Genomic DNA, 20,148 nt, shown 5'->3' with positions numbered 1-20,148 from the left:
CCCTCTTCAGACGCCTTTGCCAACGTACATGGACAAGACCTACCAGCCACACGACATCGAAACTTCTTGGTACCAGACTTGGGAATCCAAGGGATACTTCGCGCCTCAGGGCTCCGGCGAGCCCTATACCATCATGATCCCGCCGCCAAATGTCACTGGCAGCCTGCACATGGGCCATGGCTTTAATAACGCCATCATGGACGCCCTGATCCGATTCCGCCGCATGCAGGGCCGTAATACCCTGTGGCAGCCAGGTACGGACCATGCGGGTATTGCCACGCAAATGGTGGTGGAGCGCCAATTGAGCGCGCAGGGTGTGAGCCGGCACGACCTAGGTCGCGAGAAGTTTCTGGAAAAAGTCTGGGAATGGAAAAGCGAGTCTGGCGGCAACATTACCCGCCAGATTCGTCGACTGGGCTCATCCGTAGACTGGTCACGCGAGCGCTTCACCATGGATGACGGCTTGTCTGAAGCAGTTAAGGAGGCGTTTGTCCGGCTGCATGAAGACGGCCTGATTTATCGCGGCAAGCGCCTGGTCAACTGGGATACCAAGCTGCATACGGCCATTTCCGATCTGGAAGTTGAAAACCACGATGAGAAAGGCTCATTGTGGAATCTGCGTTACCCTCTGGCTGATGGTGCCAAGACGGCGGAAGGCAAGGATTACCTGATCGTTGCCACGACTCGTCCGGAAACCATGCTGGGTGACTCTGCTGTAGCGGTACATCCTGAAGATGAGCGCTACAAGGCGTTGATAGGCAAGTTCATCGAACTTCCCCTCGTAGGCCGTCGTATACCGATCGTGGGTGATGAGTATTGCGATCCGGAGTTTGGTACTGGCTGCGTGAAGATCACGCCAGCCCATGACTTCAATGACTATGAAGTTGGCAAGCGCCACGACCTGCCCCTGATCAATATCTTCGATAAGAATGCAGCCGTCCTTGCTACGGCACAGATATTCAATCTGGATGGCAGCGTAAACACCGAAGTCGACGCAGGTATCCCTACCGAATACGCAGGGCTGGATCGCTTTGAGGCACGCAAGCGCATCGTAGCGGCCTTCGAATCTGCCGGCCTCCTGGAAAAGATTGAAGACCACGCGCTGAAAGTGCCTAAGGGCGATCGCTCCGGCACGGTCATTGAGCCCTGGCTGACTGATCAATGGTATGTCTCCACCAAGCCGCTGGCTGAAAAAGCGATCGAGGTGGTGGAAAACGGCGCTATCCAGTTTGTGCCCAAGCAGTATGAAAACATGTACTTTTCCTGGATGCGTGACATTCAGGACTGGTGCATTAGCCGTCAGCTCTGGTGGGGGCATCGTATCCCCGCATGGTACGACGAAGCAGGCAATGTCTACGTTGGCCGCGATGAAGCGGAAGTCCGCAGCAAACACAACCTGGGCGATGCTGTACTGCGCCAGGACGATGACGTGCTCGACACCTGGTTCAGCTCGGGCCTTTGGACCTTCTCTACGCTGGGCTGGCCGGAACAGACCGAGTTTTTGAAAACCTTCCACCCTACCGACGTATTGGTGACCGGGTTCGACATCATCTTCTTCTGGGTTGCGCGGATGATCATGCTGTCCACTCACCTGACTGGGCAGATTCCGTTCAAAACCGTTTATGTTCATGGCCTTGTGCGCGATGGCCAGGGCCAGAAAATGTCTAAATCCAAGGGGAACGTGCTTGACCCGCTGGATATCGTCGACGGCATTGACCTTGAGAGCCTGCTGCAGAAACGTACCAGCGGCATGATGCAGCCCAAGCTGGCGGAAAAGATTGCCAAGCAGACCCGGGCTGAATTCCCGGAGGGCATTGCCAGCTACGGCACCGATGCCCTGCGCTTCACATTCTGCTCGCTGGCCTCTACCGGCCGCGACATCAAGTTCGACATGGGTCGCGTCGAAGGCTTCCGCAACTTCTGCAACAAGATATGGAATGCTGCCAACTTTGTTCTGGAAAATACTGAAGGCAAAGATTGCGGAATCAATGATGAGCCGGTTGAGCTGTCTTCCGTGGACCGCTGGATCATTTCCCAGTTGCAGCGTACTGAAGCTGAAGTGACTCGCCAGTTGGAGCAGTTCCGCTTCGACTTGGCCACTCAAGCGCTTTATGAATTCATCTGGGATGAATATTGCGCTTGGTATCTGGAGCTGGTGAAGCCGGTATTGTGGGATGAAAACGCCTCCATTGAACGTCAGCGCGGCACACGCCGTACCTTGGTACGTGTGCTGGAGGTTGCGCTGCGCCTGGCCCATCCGTTCATGCCTTTCATTACGGAAGAAATCTGGCACCGTATCGCACCGCTTGCCGGCCAACAGGGCGAAACCCTCATGCTGCAGACGTGGCCCGTTGCCAATGAGGCCCGTATCGATAGCGCGGCTGAGGGTGATATCGAATGGGTCAAGGCGCTGATGCTAGGAGTGCGTCAGATTCGTGGCGAGATGAACATCTCCATGGCCAAGCGCATCGACATTCTGCTCAAGCATGCCAGCGCTGAAGATCAGCGACGCATGAGCGAAAACGAGCCCCTGCTCAAGAAGCTGGCCAAGTTCGAGTCGATCCGCATTCTGGCTGCCGATGAAGAAGCCCCTCTCTCCGCCACAGCGCTTGTTGGCGAGATGGAAGTGCTGGTCCCAATGGCCGGATTGATCGACAAAGCTGCCGAGCTAGGCCGCTTGGATAAGGAAATCCAGCGCCTGGAAGGTGAAGTGAAGCGTGTAGGAGGCAAGCTGAGCAACGCCGGTTTCGTGGATAAGGCACCCGCCGAAGTCATTGCCAAGGAGCGCGCCAAGCTGGCCGAGGCCGAGCAGGCGCTCGCTAAACTGGCCGAGCAGCGTGAGCGTATCGCCAGCCTGTAAAGGTTAAATGCCACAGGAGGCCCGCTTAGGCGGGCCTTTTGGTTTGTTATCAATGGACATTCAAGGAATGCACAATGGAAGTAAGCAAGACCAAAACGAGCTTCTACCGTCGTCTGTATGTGGCCTGGCTGGTCGACTCTGGCACTGCAACGAGCGTACCCGCCCTAATGGACACGACAGGCATGCCCAGGCGTACCGCACAGGATACCCTCGCCGCCCTGAGTGATCTGGACATTGAGTGCGTGTTCGAGCAAACCGAGGGCGCACGCAACCAGGCAGGGCGCTATGTCATCCGTAACTGGGGCGCCATCGACAAACGCTGGATCACTTCCAATCTCCCTGCCATAAAGACCCTATTGGGCTATCCCTAATCGTACGAGTCCTTTTCATGCCTCAGCCGCCCAAGCGCCCTGCCGCATCTACCGTCAATAAAGGCGTCCTGCATCCTCGCAATCGCCATCAGGGACGCTACGACTTCGCCAAGATGATCAAGGCTTGCCCGGAATTGGCATCTTTCGTCATTCTCAATCCCTACGGCAAGCAAAGTATCGATTTTGCTGATCCGGCAGCTGTCAAAGTCTTTAATCGTGCCTTGCTTCAGCAATATTACGGAATTGCCCACTGGGATATACCGGACGACTACTTATGCCCCCCCATTCCAGGGCGCGCCGATTATGTCCACTCTCTAGCCGACCTACTGGCCGAAAGTAACGGAGGCGTCATCCCCCGTGGTGCGAACGTTGGGGCACTGGACATTGGGATTGGAGCTAACTGCATCTATCCGCTGATTGGCCATCATGAATATGGCTGGCGCTTTGTAGGCGCCGACATAGACGCTACAGCTCTGGCCTCGGCCAAGGCTATTTTACAAGGCAATCAGTTGACCAAGACGATATCGTTAAGGCAACAGCCCGAACCGAACAGCACGTTCCAAAACGTCATCGCACCAGAGGATCGCTTCGATATAACCCTCTGCAATCCGCCTTTTCATACCTCTTTGGAGGAAGCGCGTAGCGGCAGCCGACGCAAGTGGAAAAACCTAGGCAAACTGGACTCAACGCGCAAGTTGCCTGTGCTCAATTTTGGCGGTCAAGGTGCCGAACTGTGGTGCAAAGGCGGTGAGGCGCGCTTTGTACGTACACTGGCAGAAGAAAGTGCACGGTATGGCCAACAGGTGTTCTGGTTCAGCACGCTGGTTTCCAAAGCGTCCAATGTCGACGGACTGGAAGCTACCCTGAAACGTACCAACGCAGTGGATATCCGTACGATTGACATGTCTCAAGGCCAGAAGCGCAGCCGCCTAGTGGCCTGGACATTTCTGTCGCCAGAGACCCAGCAGCAATGGCGCCTTACGCGCTGGCTAAAGAATGCCAATTAAGCCATTCGCACGGGTGCGGTACACTAATGGGCTACATCTAATTTTCCCGGCAATGTCGCCTGCGCTTCATTGATAGAGAGTCCCATGCCCATTCGCCACGCCATTGTTCACCTGATCGACAAGAAACCTGACGGCCAGCCTGCCACGCTGCACGCTCGTGATGCCGAGCTTGAGGGGTCTCAAGCTATCGAAAACCTGATGGCCGACCTCAATGAAAGCTATAACGCCAAGCCCAACAAGGCCTGGGGGCTTTTCCATGAAGAGTCCGGCGCCTATCCCTTTAGCGGCTGGCTCAACGAATACCTGGACGGCGGCAAGAGCTTTGTTGCATTCAGTCAGCAGGCTGTCGAGCACCTTAAGCAACTTATGGAAAGCTCAAATCTTTCCACGGGCGGTCATGTGCTCCTCGCTCATTATCAGCAAGGCATGACAGACTATCTCGCTATTGCCCTACTGCACCACAGTGAAGGTGTTACGGTAACCGAAACGCTGGACGTGGCATCCGCCAAGCATTTGGACCTGGGGCAGTTGCATCTAGCCGCACGCATCAATATTTCCGAGTGGCGAAACAACAAACAGTCCAAGCAATACATCTCCTTCATCAAAGGCAAAGGCGGAAAGAAGGTTTCGGATTACTTCCGTGACTTCATTGGCTGCCAGGAAGGTATCGACGCGCCCAGCGAGACGCGCACACTGCTCAAGGCCTTCAGCGACTATGTAGAAAGCGAAGACTTGCCTGAAGAAAAGGCCAAGGAAAAAACCAACACACTGGTCGACTATGCCAGCACCCAGGCACGAATCGGTGAGCCGATTGCGCTGGATGAGTTATCTGAGCTGATGAGCGAAGAACAGCCTAAAGCGTTCTATGACTACATTCGTAACAAGGATTACGGCCTCGCGCCTGAAATTCCGGCCGACAAGCGCACCCTCAATCAATTTCGCCGCTTCACCGGGCGCGCCGAGGGATTATCCATTAGCTTTGAAGCGCACCTGCTCGGCTCAAAGGTAGAGTACGACGAGTCTCAGGACGTCCTGATCATCCGACAGGTCCCTACTCAGCTAAAAGATCAAATCAAGCGTCGCAAGGAATAATCACGAGGCAGAGCTCCAGCCTTGGTTGCTCTGCCTGCCAGTCCTATACTCGATATTGAAACCGATCCTGGGGAAATGAACGTGTACCGTACCGGCACGTTCGTCTTCGCGTCTTAGGATCAGTTCCTCTACTCCTGCGTATACCAATTCGCCTTCTACTGTTTCCACCCCATACTCCTGTGCCGAAATGCCCACACGGGTGCCTTGCACCAGACCAGCAGGCAAAAGCATCTCACCCTCCGGTACAGGAGCAGGTGCGGACTCATGCGCGATGCGTATGGCCTCCTCCGCACTCAGATCGGAATGGGTACCGTGACCAAAACCCAACACCCTGCCCAGCCACGCGGATACTTCAGGGTAGGCGTCTACCAAGGGCGCAGTCTGGCTGGCTGACTTCAGGAACCAGAGACAATGTGCGAGTGAGAAATCGGCGATAGACGGAGCATTGAAGAGATATTCGCCGCTACTACGTGCTAATTGCTCTTCAAGTCGCCTCATCAATGTCGGCCAATGTTGAGCGGCCTGTTGTGCCGTGACGCGAGGCGCATTCCCCTTCTCAAAGAGCGCTTTACGGTCTGTCATGAAGGCCTGAGCTTGCTCAGGCGGAACATTGGCCATGCGCTCCACCATGACCTCGGGCTGAAAGATCAACGCTACTGCATGCTGAAAAACGACACTGTCAGCCCAGGCCGAAAAGGCGCGACAGGCAAACTCCTGGCCTTCAGGAAAAAGCGTAGGAGCGGCCTTGGCGTGTTCAAGCCGCTGCGCGATCAACGCCGTATCACAATAAATATCGGCCCCAATTTGAAGTACAGGGGTCTTACGGTAGCCGCCGGTCAAGGCCGTGAGATCGGGCTTTGGCATGATCCGAGGAATAATGACAGAGCGCCAGGACAGCTGCTTGAAGCCCATCAGCAGATGCACTTTCTCAGCAAAAGGAGAGGTCCAATAGTGATGCAGGATGAGATCGGTCATGAGCGCTTCCTCTTATTGTAGAGCTCCAGAGTAACCGCACTCACCCTCAGGGCCTACCCCTCCTGAGCGGCCACCATGGTTTCCTTGGCGCTCTTCTTCAATTTCTTGATAGCCCGCTCACGGCGAAGCGCTGCAGATTTGTCGACACAGGGTTCTGTATAGACTAATGCCTTGGCAGGGCTTGAGTGAAAAAAACGCGCCCCTTTGCCGTGCTGGTGCGCCTTGAAGCGACGCTGAGGATTATCGCTGATACCACAGTAAAGCGAGCCATTCTCAGCCCGAACCAGGTAGACGAACCATGGGCGTAGCGGGTGAGTCATGGTCAAGGGTGAAGGTAAAGCTTCCACGTACAGCAAGCCGCTTAGTCAGGGAATATAAGATATTTTCGTGCCTCTCTTATCAAAAGAACACCCCTATAAAAAGGCGCCCTGAGGCGCCTTTTTTGTTTCCTGCTGATTAGTGAAGAATTTGACCCAGGAAGAGCTTGGTACGCTCGTTTTGAGGGTTATCGAAGAACTGATCCGGCGGCGCCTGTTCTACAATCTCTCCCTTATCCATAAAGATCACACGGTTTGCTACTGTCCGGGCAAAACCCATCTCATGGGTCACGCACAGCATGGTCATACCGTCTTGGGCAAGGCCGATCATGGTATCAAGCACTTCCTTTACCATTTCCGGGTCAAGCGCCGAGGTGGGTTCATCAAACAGCATGATCTTAGGCTTCATACACAACGCGCGGGCGATAGCTACACGCTGCTGCTGGCCGCCCGAGAGCTGCCCAGGGTACTTGTGAGCCTGGTCTGGAATCCGTACGCGTTTGAGATAATGCATTGCAACTTCTTCGGCTTCCTTTTTGGGCAACTTGCGTACCCAGATAGGTGCCAGCGTGCAGTTTTCCAGCACTGTCAGGTGGGGGAACAGGTTGAAATGCTGGAAGACCATGCCGACTTCACGACGAATAGCCTCAATGTTTTTCAAGTCACCATTCAGCTCAACATCGTCCACAACGATGTTGCCCTTTTGATGTTCTTCCAGTCGGTTTATGCAGCGGATCGTGGTCGACTTGCCGGAACCTGACGGGCCACAAAGCACAATTCGCTCGCCTTGACGGACGGTTAGATTGATGTCTTTAAGTACGTGGAACTGACCGTACCATTTATTCACGTCCTGCATCTGGATCATGATCTTGTCACCGATGCCCAGAGACTTGGCATTTTCACTCATGCTGATTCGCTCCTTAGCTGCGATGGCTGGTGTCGAGACGGCGTTCCAGACGCTGACTGTACTGCGACATACCGAAACAGAAAGCCCAATAAATTAATGCACCAAAGACATAGCCCTCGGTCGACATACCTAACCAGACCGGGTCGACTGTGGCTTGGTGCAGGCTGTTCAACAGGTCGAAGAGACCAATGATGATCACCAGACTGGTGTCTTTGAACAGTGCGATAAAAGTATTCACGATGCCTGGGATCACCAGCTTTAATGCTTGAGGCAGGATAACCAGCCCCATGGCGCGCCAATAGCCCAATCCCATGGCTGAAGCCGCCTCGTACTGCCCTTTCGGGATCGCCTGCAAACCACCACGCACCACCTCGGCAATATAGGCCGACTGGAACAGGATGACACCGATAAGCGCCCGCAAGAGTTTGTCAAAACTCATGCCTTCCGGCAGGAACAGCGGCAGCATGACGGATGACATGAATAATACCGTGATCAGCGGAATACCCCGCCAGAACTCAATAAAGGTCACGCATAGCACGCGTACGGCAGGCATCTCCGAGCGACGTCCCAACGCTAGAAATATCCCCAACGGTAAAGCACCGGCAATACCAACGGAGGCAATGACCAGTGTGAGCGTCAATCCACCCCAGCGGCTGGTAGGTACTGCGTCAAGGCCTAACACGCCACCATGCAGCAGTACCCAGGCGACGACGGGATAAATGATCAAGAAAGCAATGCCATAAATTGCCTTTCTGGGCATGGCCTTGATGAACAGCGGTACGGTGCCGACTATTGCAAGCAGTAATGTCAAATCCACACGCCAACGCAGCTCCGGTGGGTAGAACCCATACATGAACTGGCCAAAGCGCATCTTGATAAACACCCAACAGGCGCCCCCCGGGGTGCAATCGGAGCGTTCAGTTCCCCTGAATGTGGCATCTAGAAACGCCCATTTGATCATGGGCGGAACCAGCAGCCAGACCAAATAAAGAGCCAGCAGCGTAAGCAGGGTATTGAACACGCTGGAAAATAGATTAGCCCGCATCCAGGCCCACGCACCGATCGAGCGATTCGGTGGCGGCAAATCCGGCTTGAAAGTATGTGTACTCATGATCGCCCCTTATCGCTCACGCAGAGCCATTCGCTTGTTGTATACGTTCATCAACAGCGAAATACTCAGGCTGATAACCAGATACACCGACATGGTAATGGCAATGGTCTCGATCGCTTGTCCGGTCTGGTTCAGCACAGTACCGGCAAACAGCGACACCATATCTGGATAGCCAATACCAGCAGCCAGTGAGGAGTTTTTGGTCAGGTTGAGATACTGACTGGTCAGCGGCGGAATGATGACCCGCATGGACTGAGGAATGATGACCATGCGTAGCGTCCGGCTCGGCTTCAAACCCAATGAGTTAGCCGCCTCGGTCTGGCCATGACTCACAGACTGAATACCTGAACGTACCGTTTCGGCAATAAACGCTGCGGTATAAACGGACAGCGCCACCAACAAAGCAAACAACTCTGGGATGACTACCCAGCCGCCTTGAAAGTTGAAGCCTTTGAGTTCTGGAACGGTCCAGTGGAATGGAGCGCCAAATATCAGGGCTGCCAAACCTGGTAGAGCGATTAGCAGGACGATACTGGTCAGTAGCAGCGGAAAGCCTCTACCCGTCTTGTCACGACGAACCTTCACCCAACGAGCCAAGATAATGCTGGCTACCACAGCCAGAACGACCGCGACTAGAAAGGGTACGATGCCGTCTGCCGATACAGGCGCTGGAACGTACAGCCCCCGGTTATTCAGAAACAACGCGTCGAAGAAACTGAGACTCTGACGAGGTCCAGGAACAAGCCGCAATACAGCGAAATACCAGAAGAAGATTTGCAGAAGCGGCGGAATATTACGAAAGGTCTCGATATAGATCGCAGAGAGTTTGCGCACCAGCCAATTAGGGGAAAGACGTGCAATGCCAATAACAAAGCCCAGCACCGTAGCCAGGATGATACCCAGGATGGATACCAGAAGGGTGTTCGCCAGGCCGACCAGAAAGAGTCGTCCATAAGAGTCCGATTCATTGTAATCAATCAGACTCTGGCTAACACCGAAGCCTGCGCTATGCTCAAGAAAAGCAAAGCCGGATGTAATACCCCGGTGTTCAAGGTTGGTTTGTGTGTTGTTGAACAAGTACCAGCCAAGCGCAGCGACGACCACGATGGCGAGTATCTGAAACGCCCAGGCGCGAGCGCGCGGGTCGTTGATCAACGACCCAGACGTGCCTATAGATTTAGACATGATGTATTCCGAGATGCGATGAAACAAAACGCCGCGACCTGGCTATTAACCAGGTCGCGGCGATAGGCAGATCAGCGCACTGGCGGTGCGTACAGAATGCCGCCGTTGTTCCATTGGGCATTTAGGCCGCGCTTGATCTTGAGTGCGCTGCCCATGCCGACATTGCGCTCAAAGACCTCGCCGTAGTTACCTACTTGCTTCACGATCTTCACCGCCCAATCCTTTGGTAGCTTCAGGTCATTACCGAAGTTACCTTCAGCGCCCAGCAAACGAGCCACGTCTGGATTCTTGGCATTCTTGGCCATCTCTTCTACGTTAGCCGAAGTCACGCCTAGCTCCTCAGCCCCAATCATGGCAAACAGGGACCATTTGGCAATGGCAAACCACTCGTCATCGCCGCGGCGCACAGCTGGGCCGAGAGGCTCTTTAGAGATGACCTCGGGTAGAACCACGTAATCGTCCGGGTTAGCCAGCTTGATACGCTGAGCGTAGAGCTGGGATTGGTCGGACGTCAGCACGTCACAACGTCCAGCTTCTAGCGACTTGGCACTCTCGTCGGAACGGTCGTATGTAATCGGCGTGTATTTCATGCCGTTGGAACGGAAGTAGTCAGATACGTTGAGCTCGGTCGTAGTACCTGCCTGAATGCATATCGTTGCGCCGTCGAGCTCTTTGGCACTGGAAACGCCCAGCTTCTTGTTAACCAGGAAGCCAACGCCATCGTAGTACGTCACACCTATGAAGTTCATACCCATGCCAGCGTCACGCGAACTGGTCCAGGTAGTATTTCGGGAAAGAATATCGATTTCGCCAGACTGCAGCGCAGTAAAGCGCTCCTTGGCAGTCAATGGTGAATAGCGGACTTTCTCAGCATCACCGAATACGGCAGCCGCCACTGCCCGGCATACATCAACATCGAGACCAGCATATTTGCCACCCGCCTCGGCATAGGAGAAACCAGGCAGACCATCACTGATACCGCACTGCACGAAGCCCTTCTTTTTCACGGCATCCAGGGTCGCACCTGCATGGGCAAAGCCACTGACACCCAGTACCGCTGCCGTGGTCAGAATCGCCAGGGTGGATTTCACCATTTTCATCGATAACCTCCAGTTGTTATAAAAGTCAGCATCCGGTCCCGCTTGCCCTTTAGGGCTTGTACGCAGCCACAAGAGCAACGTATACATCGCAAGAACTCTCGAGAAATTGAGAGGCTCAATCCCTTTGCTCTCGGCTCGCTGCTGGAAAAATTTGTTTTTATTTGCTTGACCGAGTGGCCTTTAATACACCAAGCAAGATGACAAGGTTGTGTTACCTGCCGGCGCATTGAAAAGCACACATTGCAGATATAGCAAAAGGTGGACCACTTATAGCGACATGGCAGAATCGAAGCGGCTTAGTAAACTCCACTGAGTCCATACAGAAAGTTATATAAATGCGACATCTCTTTAACGCACCATTTGTTACCGCTGCCGATCAGAATGCACTTTTATGGAGCACACATGCCTGAAATCACTCCGCTGATCATTGAACCCTCCAACGCCGTAGATTCATGCGTTATCTGGCTGCATGGCTTGGGCGCAGATCGTTACGATTTTCAACCAGTGGCCGAAATAGTGCAGCGAGCGCTCACAACGACCCGTTTTGTGCTGCCCCAGGCGCCTTCACGCCCGGTGAGTATCAATGGTGGCTGGGCCATGCCGTCTTGGTACGACATCCTGGCCATGTCCCCTGCACGTGCGATCGACCATTCACAGCTGGATGAATCAGCACGCTATGTGGACGAACTGATCAAGCACCAAATGGAGATGGGTATCGATGCCCGACGCATTGTATTGGCCGGTTTCTCACAAGGTGGCGCAGTTGTGTTTCACACTGCGTTTGCTGTTGCTCATAAGCCCTTGGGGGGCGTGTTGGCACTTTCGACTTATGCGCCGGGCTTTCAGGAAACGCTAGATAATAAGGCTCAGCGAGACATTCCTGTGCTGTGCATTCATGGCACACTGGATGATGTCGTGCCGCTGGGACTGGGACGTGAAGCCTATGACTTCCTCGCGAAGGAACAGGTACCTGTTCAATGGCAGGACTATCCCATGGGTCACGAAGTCACTCAGGAAGAAATCGCTTTGATCGCCCAATGGCTAAAAGAGCGCCTAGCTTAAATACATAGGCTCAACACCTATCACTGTTGAGCCTATGTACCAGTTCATATACAAAACAAGATAACGCTCACAGTACCGAACAATGGGTAAAGAACTTTCTTTACTTATCTCAGTCAAGAAGTGATCTCTATACGTCCGCTTTCTGTAGTTTTGGAGCGACTATGCCTTTTGGCGCTGTTCTTACCTTTTTAATAACATGCTGATGATGGCTATTCCTCAGTGGCAGGAAAACCTTCAGCATATACGCCATCTACGCTTGTTCCGAGATGTCGATCTCTCGCACCTTGAAAAACTGGCGCGCACACTGACCAAGCGTGTATTGAATCCAGGTGAGATGCTTTTATCGCCTAGTGAACATAATCACCATCTCTATATGATCGTCCAAGGCCGCTTCAAGGTTCATTTGGAGTCGCTGGACAATCAACCTGTATCGGTTCTAAGCGAAGGTGATTGTGCAGGTGAGGTCAGTTTTCTCGATAATCATAAGCCAACGGCTTATGTAATCGCCGATGAAGTCTGCGAAGTCATAGGCTTGCACCGTAAGGATTTGTTCCAGCTGATGGAGCACTCCCCGAAAACCACTCAGAATCTGCTTGAAATCCTGTGCGAGCGTGTCCGCCAGAATAACCGAATCATTCTGGACACCGAGCGCAACGCGAATGTCGATACACTCACCGGCCTGTTCAACCGCAGACGTCTAGAACAGCTCTATGAACGTGAGAGCACACGTTGCGCATTCAACCAGCAGCCACTTTGCCTGCTAATGCTCGACGTGGATCACTTCAAGCGCTATAACGACACCTATGGGCATCTGGCAGGTGATTATGCGCTCTGCATGGTAGCGAACACTCTGCGCTCCCAGTTAAGACCTAAAGACAGCATGTCGCGTTACGGTGGGGAGGAATTTGTCATTCTGCTTCCCGAACTGGACAAGCCTGAAGCCCGCATGATTGGCGAGCGCCTGCGCGAAAGCCTTGCCAGCATTCCTGACTTTTACTCTCCTGCCGGTAAATTACCGGGTGTTACCATTTCAATCGGCTTGGCTGAAATGCATAAACAGGATACGCTCGAGACTCACATAGAGCGTGCAGATAAAGCGCTTTATGAAGCCAAGCGCAACGGAAGAAATTGCCTGTTCGGCTAAAACAGGCAACACTCCCACCCCTCCTCTCGATCAAGCCTCATTTGCCAGGCCCGTAACTTGCTTTACACTCCTGGCTTAATTCCTATTCAAATTACGAGATAAACCGTGCTCAAGGCACTAAAAAAACTATTCGGCAAAGGAGATGCGCAAGCACCTCAGCCCACCCCTGAAAAGGTCGCCCCCCTTCAGCGCGACGAAAGCCCGCTACAGCCTGAACAGGCCCAACCTAGTACTCAGGCGACAATCGAACGTCAGCCCAGGCCGCCTAAAAAAGAGAGCGGAAGGCCTGTAGCGAATCGATCCGCAAAACCACGACGCGAGCGTAAACCTCCAGTCAGTAACTGGGCGCTCGGTGACTTCGCAGTAGATCCTAAAGAAGGCAAAGTTCGCTTCCATGACTTCAACCTTGCCCCTAGCTTAATGCATGCTATTCATGACCTGGGCTTTCCTTATTGCACCCCTATTCAGGCACAGGTACTGGGCTTTACGCTCAAAGGTCAGGATGCAATAGGCCGGGCGCAGACAGGTACAGGCAAGACAGCCGCCTTTCTGATTTCGACAATTACCCAGTTGCTGACTACTCCACCGCCTGAAGAGCGTTACATGGGGGAGCCACGCGCACTTATCATTGCTCCTACCCGTGAGCTAGTTGTACAAATTGCAAAAGATGCAGAAGACCTGACTAAATACACAGGCCTCAACGTAATGGCCTTTGTAGGTGGAATGGATTTCGACAAACAGCTCAAGCAACTTGAGTCTCGCTTCTGCGATATCCTTGTTGCAACGCCTGGGCGCTTACTAGACTTCAATCAACGCGGCGAAGTCCACCTTGATATGGTAGAAGTACTGGTTCTGGATGAAGCGGATCGTATGCTCGATATGGGCTTTATTCCTCAGGTCCGCCAGATCATCCGCCAGACGCCTCACAAGAGCGAACGCCAGACGTTGCTGTTTTCGGCCACCTTTACCGAAGATGTCATGAACCTTGCAAAGCAATGGACTGTCGATCCCGCTATTGTGGAAATCGAGCCTGAAAACGTTGCCAGCGAGACTGTTGACCAGCGCGTATACGCAGTGTCTTCCGATAATAAGTATCGCCTGCTCTATAACCTCATCAGTCAAAATAACTGGGTGCGCGTGATGGTTTTCGCCAACCGCAAGGATGAGGTGCGCCATATCGAGGAGCGTCTGACCAAAGACGGCATCAGCGCAGCACAGATGTCTGGTGATGTTCCACAGCATAAGCGGATCAGAACACTGGAAGGCTTCCGCGAGGGCAAGATCCGTGTGTTGGTAGCAACAGATGTCGCGGGACGAGGAATTCACATCGACGGCATCAGCCACGTTATCAACTTTACGCTTCCAGAGGACCCGGATGACTATGTGCATCGGATTGGACGTACAGGTCGCGCGGGTACAAGCGGGACGTCGATAAGCTTTGCTGGTGAGGACGACGCATTCGCCCTTCCGCCCATCGAAACGTTACTAGGTCGTAAGATTGCATGTGAAATGCCTCCAGCGGAACTGCTTAAGCCGGTTCCACGCAAGCATTCCTGATGACTTGGGAGCGGAGTCAAAAGCTCTGCTCCCTGTGCGCTGATCAGAAACCGAAAGGCGCCAGTGGCCCTAGCAGGTTCACCAACCAGACCTTAACGATGTTCTTGTGTGTTGGCCTAAATCCCACGCAGCAGAACGACGGATCGGTGGTGCAGTAATAAACCCTGATCCGGTCGCCTACGCTTACCTGCTCGGCCAGAGCCTTCAAGCTGGAAGAAGAATATCCCATTAATGTATCAAGGAAATTCAGGTCATAGCGCTGGCCTTGCACCTGATAGCTGAATGTCAGCAGATACGTCTGGTCTTCTTTCAGATGGACGATCCGTCCCTCGGCTAAATTACTATTTGCCAGTTTTAGCCACTGCCAAAGCTGGCAAAGGCTCATTACAAGTACCATCCCGAGTATGGCGCCCATCGCACACAGCCAGACCATATTGGCTCCTCCAGGTTTGCACTGTCAAAGCCGTTGAGCTTACTTCCAACGCTCGGCAGCAATGGCGTCGCTACTCTTGCCTTCAACCCAACGAGAGCCCTCGGGGGTGTCTTCCTTCTTCCAGAAGGGAGCCTTCGTCTTCAGGTAATCCATGATGAACGCACAGGCTTCGAACGCAGCCTGGCGATGCGCGCTTGCAGTTCCCACAAAAACGATGGGCTCGCCAGGCTCCAAGCGCCCTACTCGGTGAATGATATTGGTCTTGAGCAGCGGCCAGCGTGATGCTGCCTCCTGAGCGATCTTCGCAAGTGATTTTTCCGTCATACCAGGAAAATGCTCAAGATAAAGACCAGACACATCCAGCCCATCATTGAAATCACGCACGTAGCCTATGAAGGTTACGACAGCGCCAACCCCCACATTTGCCGCGTGCATTGCACCGGTTTCGGCGCCTGGGTCAAAAGTTTCTGCCTGGACTCGAATGCTCATGCTTAACCTCCCGTTACGGTCGGGAAAAAAGCCACTTGATCACCATCGACCAAGGGCTCATCCGGCATGCATAGCTCTTCGTTACGCGCGCACATCAGGTTCCGCTCACCTAGCACCTCGGCCCACACCCCTCCTCTGGAGATCAGATAGGCACGCAAATCATTCAACTGGGCAAAGCTTTCCTGCCATTCAACGCGCTCGCTCTCGCATTGCAGCGCTTCACGGTATCGCGCGAAATAGTGCACCTCGATCATGCGTCATGCTCCACCTTGAAATGGCCGCTCTTGCCGCCTCGTTTTTCCAGTAGACGAACCGTCTCAATACTCATGCCTCGGTCTACAGCCTTGCACATGTCATAGATCGTTAACGCCGCTACGCTGGCAGCAGTTAGCGCTTCCATTTCCACCCCAGTTTGCCCAGACAATTTACAGGTCGCCTGAATGTGAACACTGTCAGGCTCGCATGCAATGAGCTCCACTTTAACGCCTGTCAGCAAAAGCGGATGGCACAAAGGAATCAGGTCGTGGGTTTTCTTTGCTGCCTGGATGCCGGCAATCCGCGCTACAGCAAAGACATCACCTTTCGGGTGGCCGCCCTGCTGAATCATTTGCAGGGTTTCAGGGAGCATTCGCACTCGTGCTTCAGCAACAGCCTCACGAAACGTTACCTGCTTTTCAGTAACGTCCACCATGTTGGCACGGCCCTGGGAATCAAGATGGGTCAGCATGTTTGGCCTTCCGTTATACAGAGGCCATTGATTCTACTATGGACGAACAGGATAAGCAGGAAACTGGCCATGTCCTTTACCAGTTTCCTGCCAAGAGGCATTACATATGCGCTTCGGCATACTCGGCCAGCACCGAGCGAGGCACGCCTTGCAATGTAATGTGCACCCCATGTGGAAAGCCTTTGAAACGCTCGCTCAAGTAAGTCAGCCCTGAACTGGTAGCGGACAGATACGGCGTATCGATCTGCGCCAGATTACCCAAGCAAATTACTTTTGATCCAGCACCCGCACGGGTGATGATTGTTTTCATCTGATGAGGCGTGAGGTTCTGGCACTCATCAATCAGGATCAGACTCTGTTGGAAACTACGTCCACGAATGTAATTAAGGGATTTGAACTGAAGCGGCACCTTGCTCAGGATATAATCAACACTACCATGGGGACTTTCATCGTCCATATGCAGTGCCTCCAGGTTATCGGTGATGGCGCCTAGCCATGGCTCCATCTTTTCTGCTTCAGTACCGGGCAGGAAACCGATGTCCTCATCCAGTCCCTGGACGCTACGTGTCGCGATGATCCTCCGGTAACGCTTGGTCACCATGGTCTGCTCAATAGCCGCAGCCAGGGCGAGGATGGTTTTGCCTGACCCTGCAGCCCCTGTCAGGTTTACCAAGTGAATGTCAGGGTCCAACAAGGCAAACAGTGCCAGCCCCTGATAGATATCACGAGGCCGAAGCCCCCAGGCCTCTTGATGCAGTAACGGCTCTTGATGCATATCGAGGATAATGAGTTCATTGTCTCGAATGGCTTTAACCCAGCCAACGAACCCTTGCTCGTCAACGATAAAATCATTGAGATGGATTGGCGGCAAGTTATCGGATAGCTGCACCCGATGCCAGACGCGTCCTACATCCTGCCTGGAGTCGACCTTGCTGACGCGGTCCCAAAAAGACCCTTCCAGGGTGTGATATCCACGCGATAGCAGGGCAACATCATCGACTAGCTGATCGGTATGGTAATCCTCTGCATCGATCCCGCAGCCTCGCGCTTTTAAGCGCATGTTGATGTCTTTAGTAACCAGTACTACACGTTCACCAGGATGGTGAGCACGCAGCTCAACCAGCTGATTGATGATGCGGTTATCGTTGTGGTTATCAGGCAGCCAGGTAACGGGAGCTGCCCGCTTATTCATCAGGATAGAAAGGTAACCTTTTGCCTCGCCTTTACCACGAGGTATCGGCACACCCTTTTCCACCTCCTGAGGTGATGCCTCGGCAAGAACGGTATCAATCAACCGGATCGCCTGCCGGCACTCGGTCGCTACGCTATGTTTACCGGTTTTCAGCTTGTCGAGCTCTTCCAACACCGTCATTGGAATAGCGACGTGATGTTCTTCAAAATTCAATAACGCATTAGGGTCGTGAATCAGTACGTTGGTGTCGAGCACATAGAGGGTGGGCTGGGTGGGGCGGGAGCGTCCATGATCATCCATACTCGTTCACCTCATCGAGAATCCAAACAGGATTCTTGTGGCCAGTCGACGGAGGCCAATACGGCGCTCCGCAGCGAAAGGTGCCACCACACCTCGGGGTTTCAGGGCCAAGCCTGCAACTCAAGGGCAACCCCGTTCGTGCAGCGGACATCTTGGTAATACCTTAATCTTTGAGTAGGCAAAACCCCTTTTATGTAAACAGGCACCATTTTTTTCTTATCGACCAATATCACTGGAAACGTTGCCTATCTGGGGCTAAAGTTTTGTCCGCTGTTTATAGCGTCGCCCTTACTTTCATATGCCGCATAGCTTTTTCCAACTGGAGCTACGTTTTAGGCACAGCCTACAATGAGCGGTCAATAGAAAGGAGCTCCACGCTATGCTGATGGTGATTTCACCCGCCAAAACCCTTGACTACGAAACGCCTCCAGCCACTCAGCGCTATACACAGCCTGAATATCTTGACGATGCCCAAGCGTTGATCAAACAGCTCGCCACACTCTCTCCTGCTGATATTGCAAAGCTCATGAGCGTGTCAGACAAGATTGCAGGCCTTAATGCCGCACGCTTCACCAGCTGGTCTCCTGACTTTACGCTTGAAAATGCTAAACAGGCCCTGCTTGCTTTTAAGGGGGATGTGTATACCGGCCTGGCTGCTGAAGACTTTAGCGAGGCTGATTTCGATTTTGCCCAAACTCATCTACGCATACTGTCTGGTCTTTATGGCGTCCTGAGGCCCTTAGACCTCATGCAACCCTACCGGCTAGAGATGGGAACCAAGCTAGACAATCTACGCGGCAAGGATCTTTACGATTTTTGGGATATCCGAATCACGCAGTGGCTAAATCATGCATTAGAGAGCCAAGGCGACGACATCCTGCTTAACCTAGCTTCCAATGAATATTTTAGCTCAGTCAAACGCAAATTATTCAAAGGCCGTATTATCGATACCGAATTCCGGGACTTGAAAGGCGATCAGTACAAGATCATTAGCTTCTATGCAAAGAAAGCTCGTGGACTTATGACGCGTTATATTATAAAAAATCAACTAAAAAATTATATTGACCTAAAGTCTTTTCATTTGGAGGGCTATTTCTTTAGCGAGAAGTATTCTACTCAAGACAAACTGGTCTTCCTAAGAGACAGCCCTGTTTAAAAAGTTGATAGTACAAAATTTTATTAAGCCATATTGACGTTGCATGTTAACCATGCTGACTTTTCCCTTATCTGCTCTAGTTAGCGTAGATAAGGGTTTTATAGTGGAGATGGATCTAATGAACGCGCCCGACACCAGTTCTACACAACGGCAGCATCTACGTGTTCAGCTGCCCGCCAGGATCCGTTATCAAGGTGCTCATCGCGAAGGCACGGAGCATCAATTGCTTGAGCTTTCCACAGGCGGATTCAGTTTTACCTCAAAAGCAATTACTGCCCATACGGGCGATAGCTTAAAGGGCAAACTGCTTTTTGCCATTAACTCCCTTAGTTTGGCTATTGACGTCACATTTGAGATTAAATCCATCGATCGAGATACAGGTCGAGTAGGCTGTGCATTTTACGATCTGGCGCCTAGAGAGCTATCTGCACTCCAGTATCTGATTGAGGCATATCGCTTCAACGACGATGTTACCGTTAGTCATATGATCGACTCAGCATTCGCTCAAAAACGGCTGGGCAAAGGGGCTGCCGGGATCATCAAAGGAAGCGAAGCTCTTTCACAAATTGAAGGGAGATTTGAATTTGATGAGTATCGCCTTGTACTACCAGGCTCATCAGTTGACTTTTATCTCTTCAATGAACAGGAACCAAGGACAGGAGTAATCTCATCATTGACACTTGAGGCCGCTGGTAGCACTTATGTAGTCATTGCGTCCATAGAACCCACCAAGCAGATTCCCTCTTCTTACATCGGAACGCCCGTCAAGATTTTTTGTGCGTCTCAAGGCTAATATCCCTCCTACCCTGGCAGCTTTCACCATGAGCCGCCCTTTACTCTTAGCTTGATCCAGATCACAAAAGGAAAATAAGTTATCATTTTTACTGAACGTTTCACGGAAATGAAGTCTCACAGGGACTAGCGTTACTATAGTTGATTCCTGCTTTGGCATTTTGAATGCCTAGGCGTTAATGAACTTTTTTACGAGCACTCTGTCAATGAAGACCCTGATGGCGCAACGGAATCAAACGAGCCATCTTCCTTAATATTATTCAATCAGCGGTACCGAGCATCATTTGGGTATAGCAATTCAATGCCTATTAGCCTGCGGGTGATGTACTGCCTATAAGTTGTAACTAATTTTTAACTAAAACAGCTAATTA

20 protein-coding genes are annotated in these 20,148 nt (G+C 52.5%); 9 read left to right on the top strand and 11 right to left on the bottom strand.

All coding sequences use genetic code 11. The annotated features are described in order from the left end of the window. The first annotated feature begins 28 nt into the window (after positions 1 to 28). From IEX86_RS07320 to yejK, 4 genes are all read left to right on the top strand, one after another. The gene (locus tag IEX86_RS07320; protein ID WP_188865477.1) at positions 29 to 2,860 is read left to right on the top strand and encodes a valine--tRNA ligase; all 2,832 of its coding nucleotides are present in this window, start codon (positions 29 to 31) and stop codon (positions 2,858 to 2,860) included. Positions 2,861 to 2,934: 74 nt separating this feature from the next. Next, on the top strand, positions 2,935 to 3,231 hold the full coding sequence (locus IEX86_RS07315) for a winged helix-turn-helix domain-containing protein (protein WP_188865476.1): 297 nt from the start codon (positions 2,935 to 2,937) through the stop codon (positions 3,229 to 3,231). A gap of 17 nt (positions 3,232 to 3,248) precedes the next feature. Continuing rightward, positions 3,249 to 4,238: a 23S rRNA (adenine(1618)-N(6))-methyltransferase RlmF gene (gene rlmF / locus IEX86_RS07310; RefSeq protein ID WP_188865475.1), complete on the top strand. Its 990-nt coding sequence runs from the start codon at positions 3,249 to 3,251 to the stop codon at positions 4,236 to 4,238. An 84-nt stretch (positions 4,239 to 4,322) separates the two neighbouring features. Next, on the top strand, positions 4,323 to 5,330 hold the full coding sequence (gene yejK, locus IEX86_RS07305) for a nucleoid-associated protein YejK (protein WP_188865474.1): 1,008 nt from the start codon (positions 4,323 to 4,325) through the stop codon (positions 5,328 to 5,330). Here the strand turns inward: yejK and IEX86_RS07300 are convergent, their stop codons facing one another. From IEX86_RS07300 to IEX86_RS07275, 6 genes are all read right to left on the bottom strand, one after another. After that, positions 5,331 to 6,305 (bottom strand): glutathione S-transferase family protein, encoded by a 975-nt coding sequence (locus IEX86_RS07300; protein WP_188865473.1) that lies wholly within the window; start codon positions 6,303 to 6,305, stop codon positions 5,331 to 5,333. Positions 6,306 to 6,358: 53 nt separating this feature from the next. Beyond that, on the bottom strand, positions 6,359 to 6,625 hold the full coding sequence (locus IEX86_RS07295; protein ID WP_188865878.1) for a GIY-YIG nuclease family protein: 267 nt from the start codon (positions 6,623 to 6,625) through the stop codon (positions 6,359 to 6,361). A 136-nt stretch (positions 6,626 to 6,761) separates the two neighbouring features. Further along, positions 6,762 to 7,529, bottom strand: a complete 768-nt coding sequence (locus IEX86_RS07290; RefSeq protein ID WP_308423875.1) for an amino acid ABC transporter ATP-binding protein — start codon at positions 7,527 to 7,529, stop codon at positions 6,762 to 6,764. 13 nt (positions 7,530 to 7,542) lie between these two features. Beyond that, a complete protein-coding gene (locus tag IEX86_RS07285; protein WP_188865472.1) occupies positions 7,543 to 8,640 on the bottom strand; it encodes an amino acid ABC transporter permease in 1,098 nt (365 codons plus the stop codon). Positions 8,641 to 8,649: 9 nt separating this feature from the next. Continuing rightward, positions 8,650 to 9,825, bottom strand: a complete 1,176-nt coding sequence (locus IEX86_RS07280) for an amino acid ABC transporter permease (RefSeq protein WP_188865471.1) — start codon at positions 9,823 to 9,825, stop codon at positions 8,650 to 8,652. Positions 9,826 to 9,896: 71 nt separating this feature from the next. Beyond that, positions 9,897 to 10,925 (bottom strand): amino acid ABC transporter substrate-binding protein, encoded by a 1,029-nt coding sequence (locus IEX86_RS07275; protein WP_188865470.1) that lies wholly within the window; start codon positions 10,923 to 10,925, stop codon positions 9,897 to 9,899. 402 nt (positions 10,926 to 11,327) lie between these two features. On the opposite strand from IEX86_RS07275, the gene IEX86_RS07270 reads away from it, so the two are divergent. The 3 genes from IEX86_RS07270 (at position 11,328) to rhlB (ending at position 14,688) form a co-directional block, all read left to right on the top strand. Next, the gene (locus IEX86_RS07270; protein ID WP_188865469.1) at positions 11,328 to 11,987 is read left to right on the top strand and encodes an alpha/beta hydrolase; all 660 of its coding nucleotides are present in this window, start codon (positions 11,328 to 11,330) and stop codon (positions 11,985 to 11,987) included. Between the two features lie 205 nt (positions 11,988 to 12,192). Beyond that, complete coding sequence (locus IEX86_RS07265; RefSeq protein ID WP_229685292.1) at positions 12,193 to 13,131, top strand: GGDEF domain-containing protein; 939 nt, start codon at positions 12,193 to 12,195, stop codon at positions 13,129 to 13,131. A gap of 105 nt (positions 13,132 to 13,236) precedes the next feature. Then, complete coding sequence (gene rhlB, locus IEX86_RS07260; RefSeq protein ID WP_188865467.1) at positions 13,237 to 14,688, top strand: ATP-dependent RNA helicase RhlB; 1,452 nt, start codon at positions 13,237 to 13,239, stop codon at positions 14,686 to 14,688. A gap of 43 nt (positions 14,689 to 14,731) precedes the next feature. Here the strand turns inward: rhlB and IEX86_RS07255 are convergent, their stop codons facing one another. From IEX86_RS07255 to IEX86_RS07235, 5 genes are all read right to left on the bottom strand, one after another. Then, positions 14,732 to 15,121 carry a DUF3592 domain-containing protein gene (locus IEX86_RS07255; protein WP_188865466.1) on the bottom strand — a complete coding sequence of 130 codons (390 nt, stop codon included), beginning with the start codon at positions 15,119 to 15,121 and terminating at the stop codon, positions 14,732 to 14,734. Positions 15,122 to 15,160: 39 nt separating this feature from the next. After that, positions 15,161 to 15,610, bottom strand: coding sequence for a molybdopterin synthase catalytic subunit MoaE (moaE, locus tag IEX86_RS07250; RefSeq protein ID WP_188865465.1), 450 nt, complete (start codon positions 15,608 to 15,610; stop codon positions 15,161 to 15,163). A 2-nt stretch (positions 15,611 to 15,612) separates the two neighbouring features. Continuing rightward, complete coding sequence (locus IEX86_RS07245) at positions 15,613 to 15,864, bottom strand: MoaD/ThiS family protein (RefSeq protein ID WP_188865464.1); 252 nt, start codon at positions 15,862 to 15,864, stop codon at positions 15,613 to 15,615. Next, positions 15,861 to 16,337: a cyclic pyranopterin monophosphate synthase MoaC gene (gene moaC / locus IEX86_RS07240; protein ID WP_188865463.1), complete on the bottom strand. Its 477-nt coding sequence runs from the start codon at positions 16,335 to 16,337 to the stop codon at positions 15,861 to 15,863. The genes IEX86_RS07245 and moaC overlap by 4 nt, the downstream gene beginning before the upstream one ends. A gap of 100 nt (positions 16,338 to 16,437) precedes the next feature. Next, a complete protein-coding gene (locus IEX86_RS07235; protein ID WP_188865462.1) occupies positions 16,438 to 17,829 on the bottom strand; it encodes a PhoH family protein in 1,392 nt (463 codons plus the stop codon). A 379-nt stretch (positions 17,830 to 18,208) separates the two neighbouring features. On the opposite strand from IEX86_RS07235, the gene yaaA reads away from it, so the two are divergent. After that, positions 18,209 to 18,985 (top strand): peroxide stress protein YaaA, encoded by a 777-nt coding sequence (gene yaaA / locus IEX86_RS07230; protein WP_188865461.1) that lies wholly within the window; start codon positions 18,209 to 18,211, stop codon positions 18,983 to 18,985. A 118-nt stretch (positions 18,986 to 19,103) separates the two neighbouring features. Beyond that, the gene (locus IEX86_RS07225) at positions 19,104 to 19,778 is read left to right on the top strand and encodes a PilZ domain-containing protein (protein ID WP_188865460.1); all 675 of its coding nucleotides are present in this window, start codon (positions 19,104 to 19,106) and stop codon (positions 19,776 to 19,778) included. Positions 19,779 to 20,148: the final 370 nt, after the last annotated feature.

The sequence above is a fragment of the Pseudomonas asuensis genome (assembly GCF_014646755.1).
Lineage (GTDB): Bacteria > Pseudomonadota > Gammaproteobacteria > Pseudomonadales > Pseudomonadaceae > Chryseomonas > Chryseomonas asuensis.
The sequence above is the reverse complement of the archived record's forward strand: the minus strand, read 5'-3'. Positions and strand labels throughout refer to the sequence as shown.

Bases quoted from the DNA above. Each gene is read 5' to 3' on its own strand.
- IEX86_RS07320 (WP_188865477.1), top strand. From the start codon at position 29: ATGGACAAGACCTACCAGCCACACGACATCGAAACTTCTTGGTACCAG.
- IEX86_RS07315 (WP_188865476.1), top strand. From the start codon at position 2,935: ATGGAAGTAAGCAAGACCAAAACGAGCTTCTACCGTCGTCTGTATGTG.
- rlmF (WP_188865475.1), top strand. From the start codon at position 3,249: ATGCCTCAGCCGCCCAAGCGCCCTGCCGCATCTACCGTCAATAAAGGC.
- yejK (WP_188865474.1), top strand. From the start codon at position 4,323: ATGCCCATTCGCCACGCCATTGTTCACCTGATCGACAAGAAACCTGAC.
- IEX86_RS07300 (WP_188865473.1), bottom strand. From the start codon at position 6,305: ATGACCGATCTCATCCTGCATCACTATTGGACCTCTCCTTTTGCTGAG.
- IEX86_RS07295 (WP_188865878.1), bottom strand. From the start codon at position 6,625: ATGACTCACCCGCTACGCCCATGGTTCGTCTACCTGGTTCGGGCTGAG.
- IEX86_RS07290 (WP_308423875.1), bottom strand. From the start codon at position 7,529: ATGAGTGAAAATGCCAAGTCTCTGGGCATCGGTGACAAGATCATGATC.
- IEX86_RS07285 (WP_188865472.1), bottom strand. From the start codon at position 8,640: ATGAGTACACATACTTTCAAGCCGGATTTGCCGCCACCGAATCGCTCG.
- IEX86_RS07280 (WP_188865471.1), bottom strand. From the start codon at position 9,825: ATGTCTAAATCTATAGGCACGTCTGGGTCGTTGATCAACGACCCGCGC.
- IEX86_RS07275 (WP_188865470.1), bottom strand. From the start codon at position 10,925: ATGAAAATGGTGAAATCCACCCTGGCGATTCTGACCACGGCAGCGGTA.
- IEX86_RS07270 (WP_188865469.1), top strand. From the start codon at position 11,328: ATGCCTGAAATCACTCCGCTGATCATTGAACCCTCCAACGCCGTAGAT.
- IEX86_RS07265 (WP_229685292.1), top strand. From the start codon at position 12,193: ATGGCTATTCCTCAGTGGCAGGAAAACCTTCAGCATATACGCCATCTA.
- IEX86_RS07255 (WP_188865466.1), bottom strand. From the start codon at position 15,121: ATGGTCTGGCTGTGTGCGATGGGCGCCATACTCGGGATGGTACTTGTA.
- moaE (WP_188865465.1), bottom strand. From the start codon at position 15,610: ATGAGCATTCGAGTCCAGGCAGAAACTTTTGACCCAGGCGCCGAAACC.
- IEX86_RS07245 (WP_188865464.1), bottom strand. From the start codon at position 15,864: ATGATCGAGGTGCACTATTTCGCGCGATACCGTGAAGCGCTGCAATGC.
- moaC (WP_188865463.1), bottom strand. From the start codon at position 16,337: ATGCTGACCCATCTTGATTCCCAGGGCCGTGCCAACATGGTGGACGTT.
- IEX86_RS07235 (WP_188865462.1), bottom strand. From the start codon at position 17,829: ATGGATGATCATGGACGCTCCCGCCCCACCCAGCCCACCCTCTATGTG.
- yaaA (WP_188865461.1), top strand. From the start codon at position 18,209: ATGCTGATGGTGATTTCACCCGCCAAAACCCTTGACTACGAAACGCCT.
- IEX86_RS07225 (WP_188865460.1), top strand. From the start codon at position 19,104: ATGAACGCGCCCGACACCAGTTCTACACAACGGCAGCATCTACGTGTT.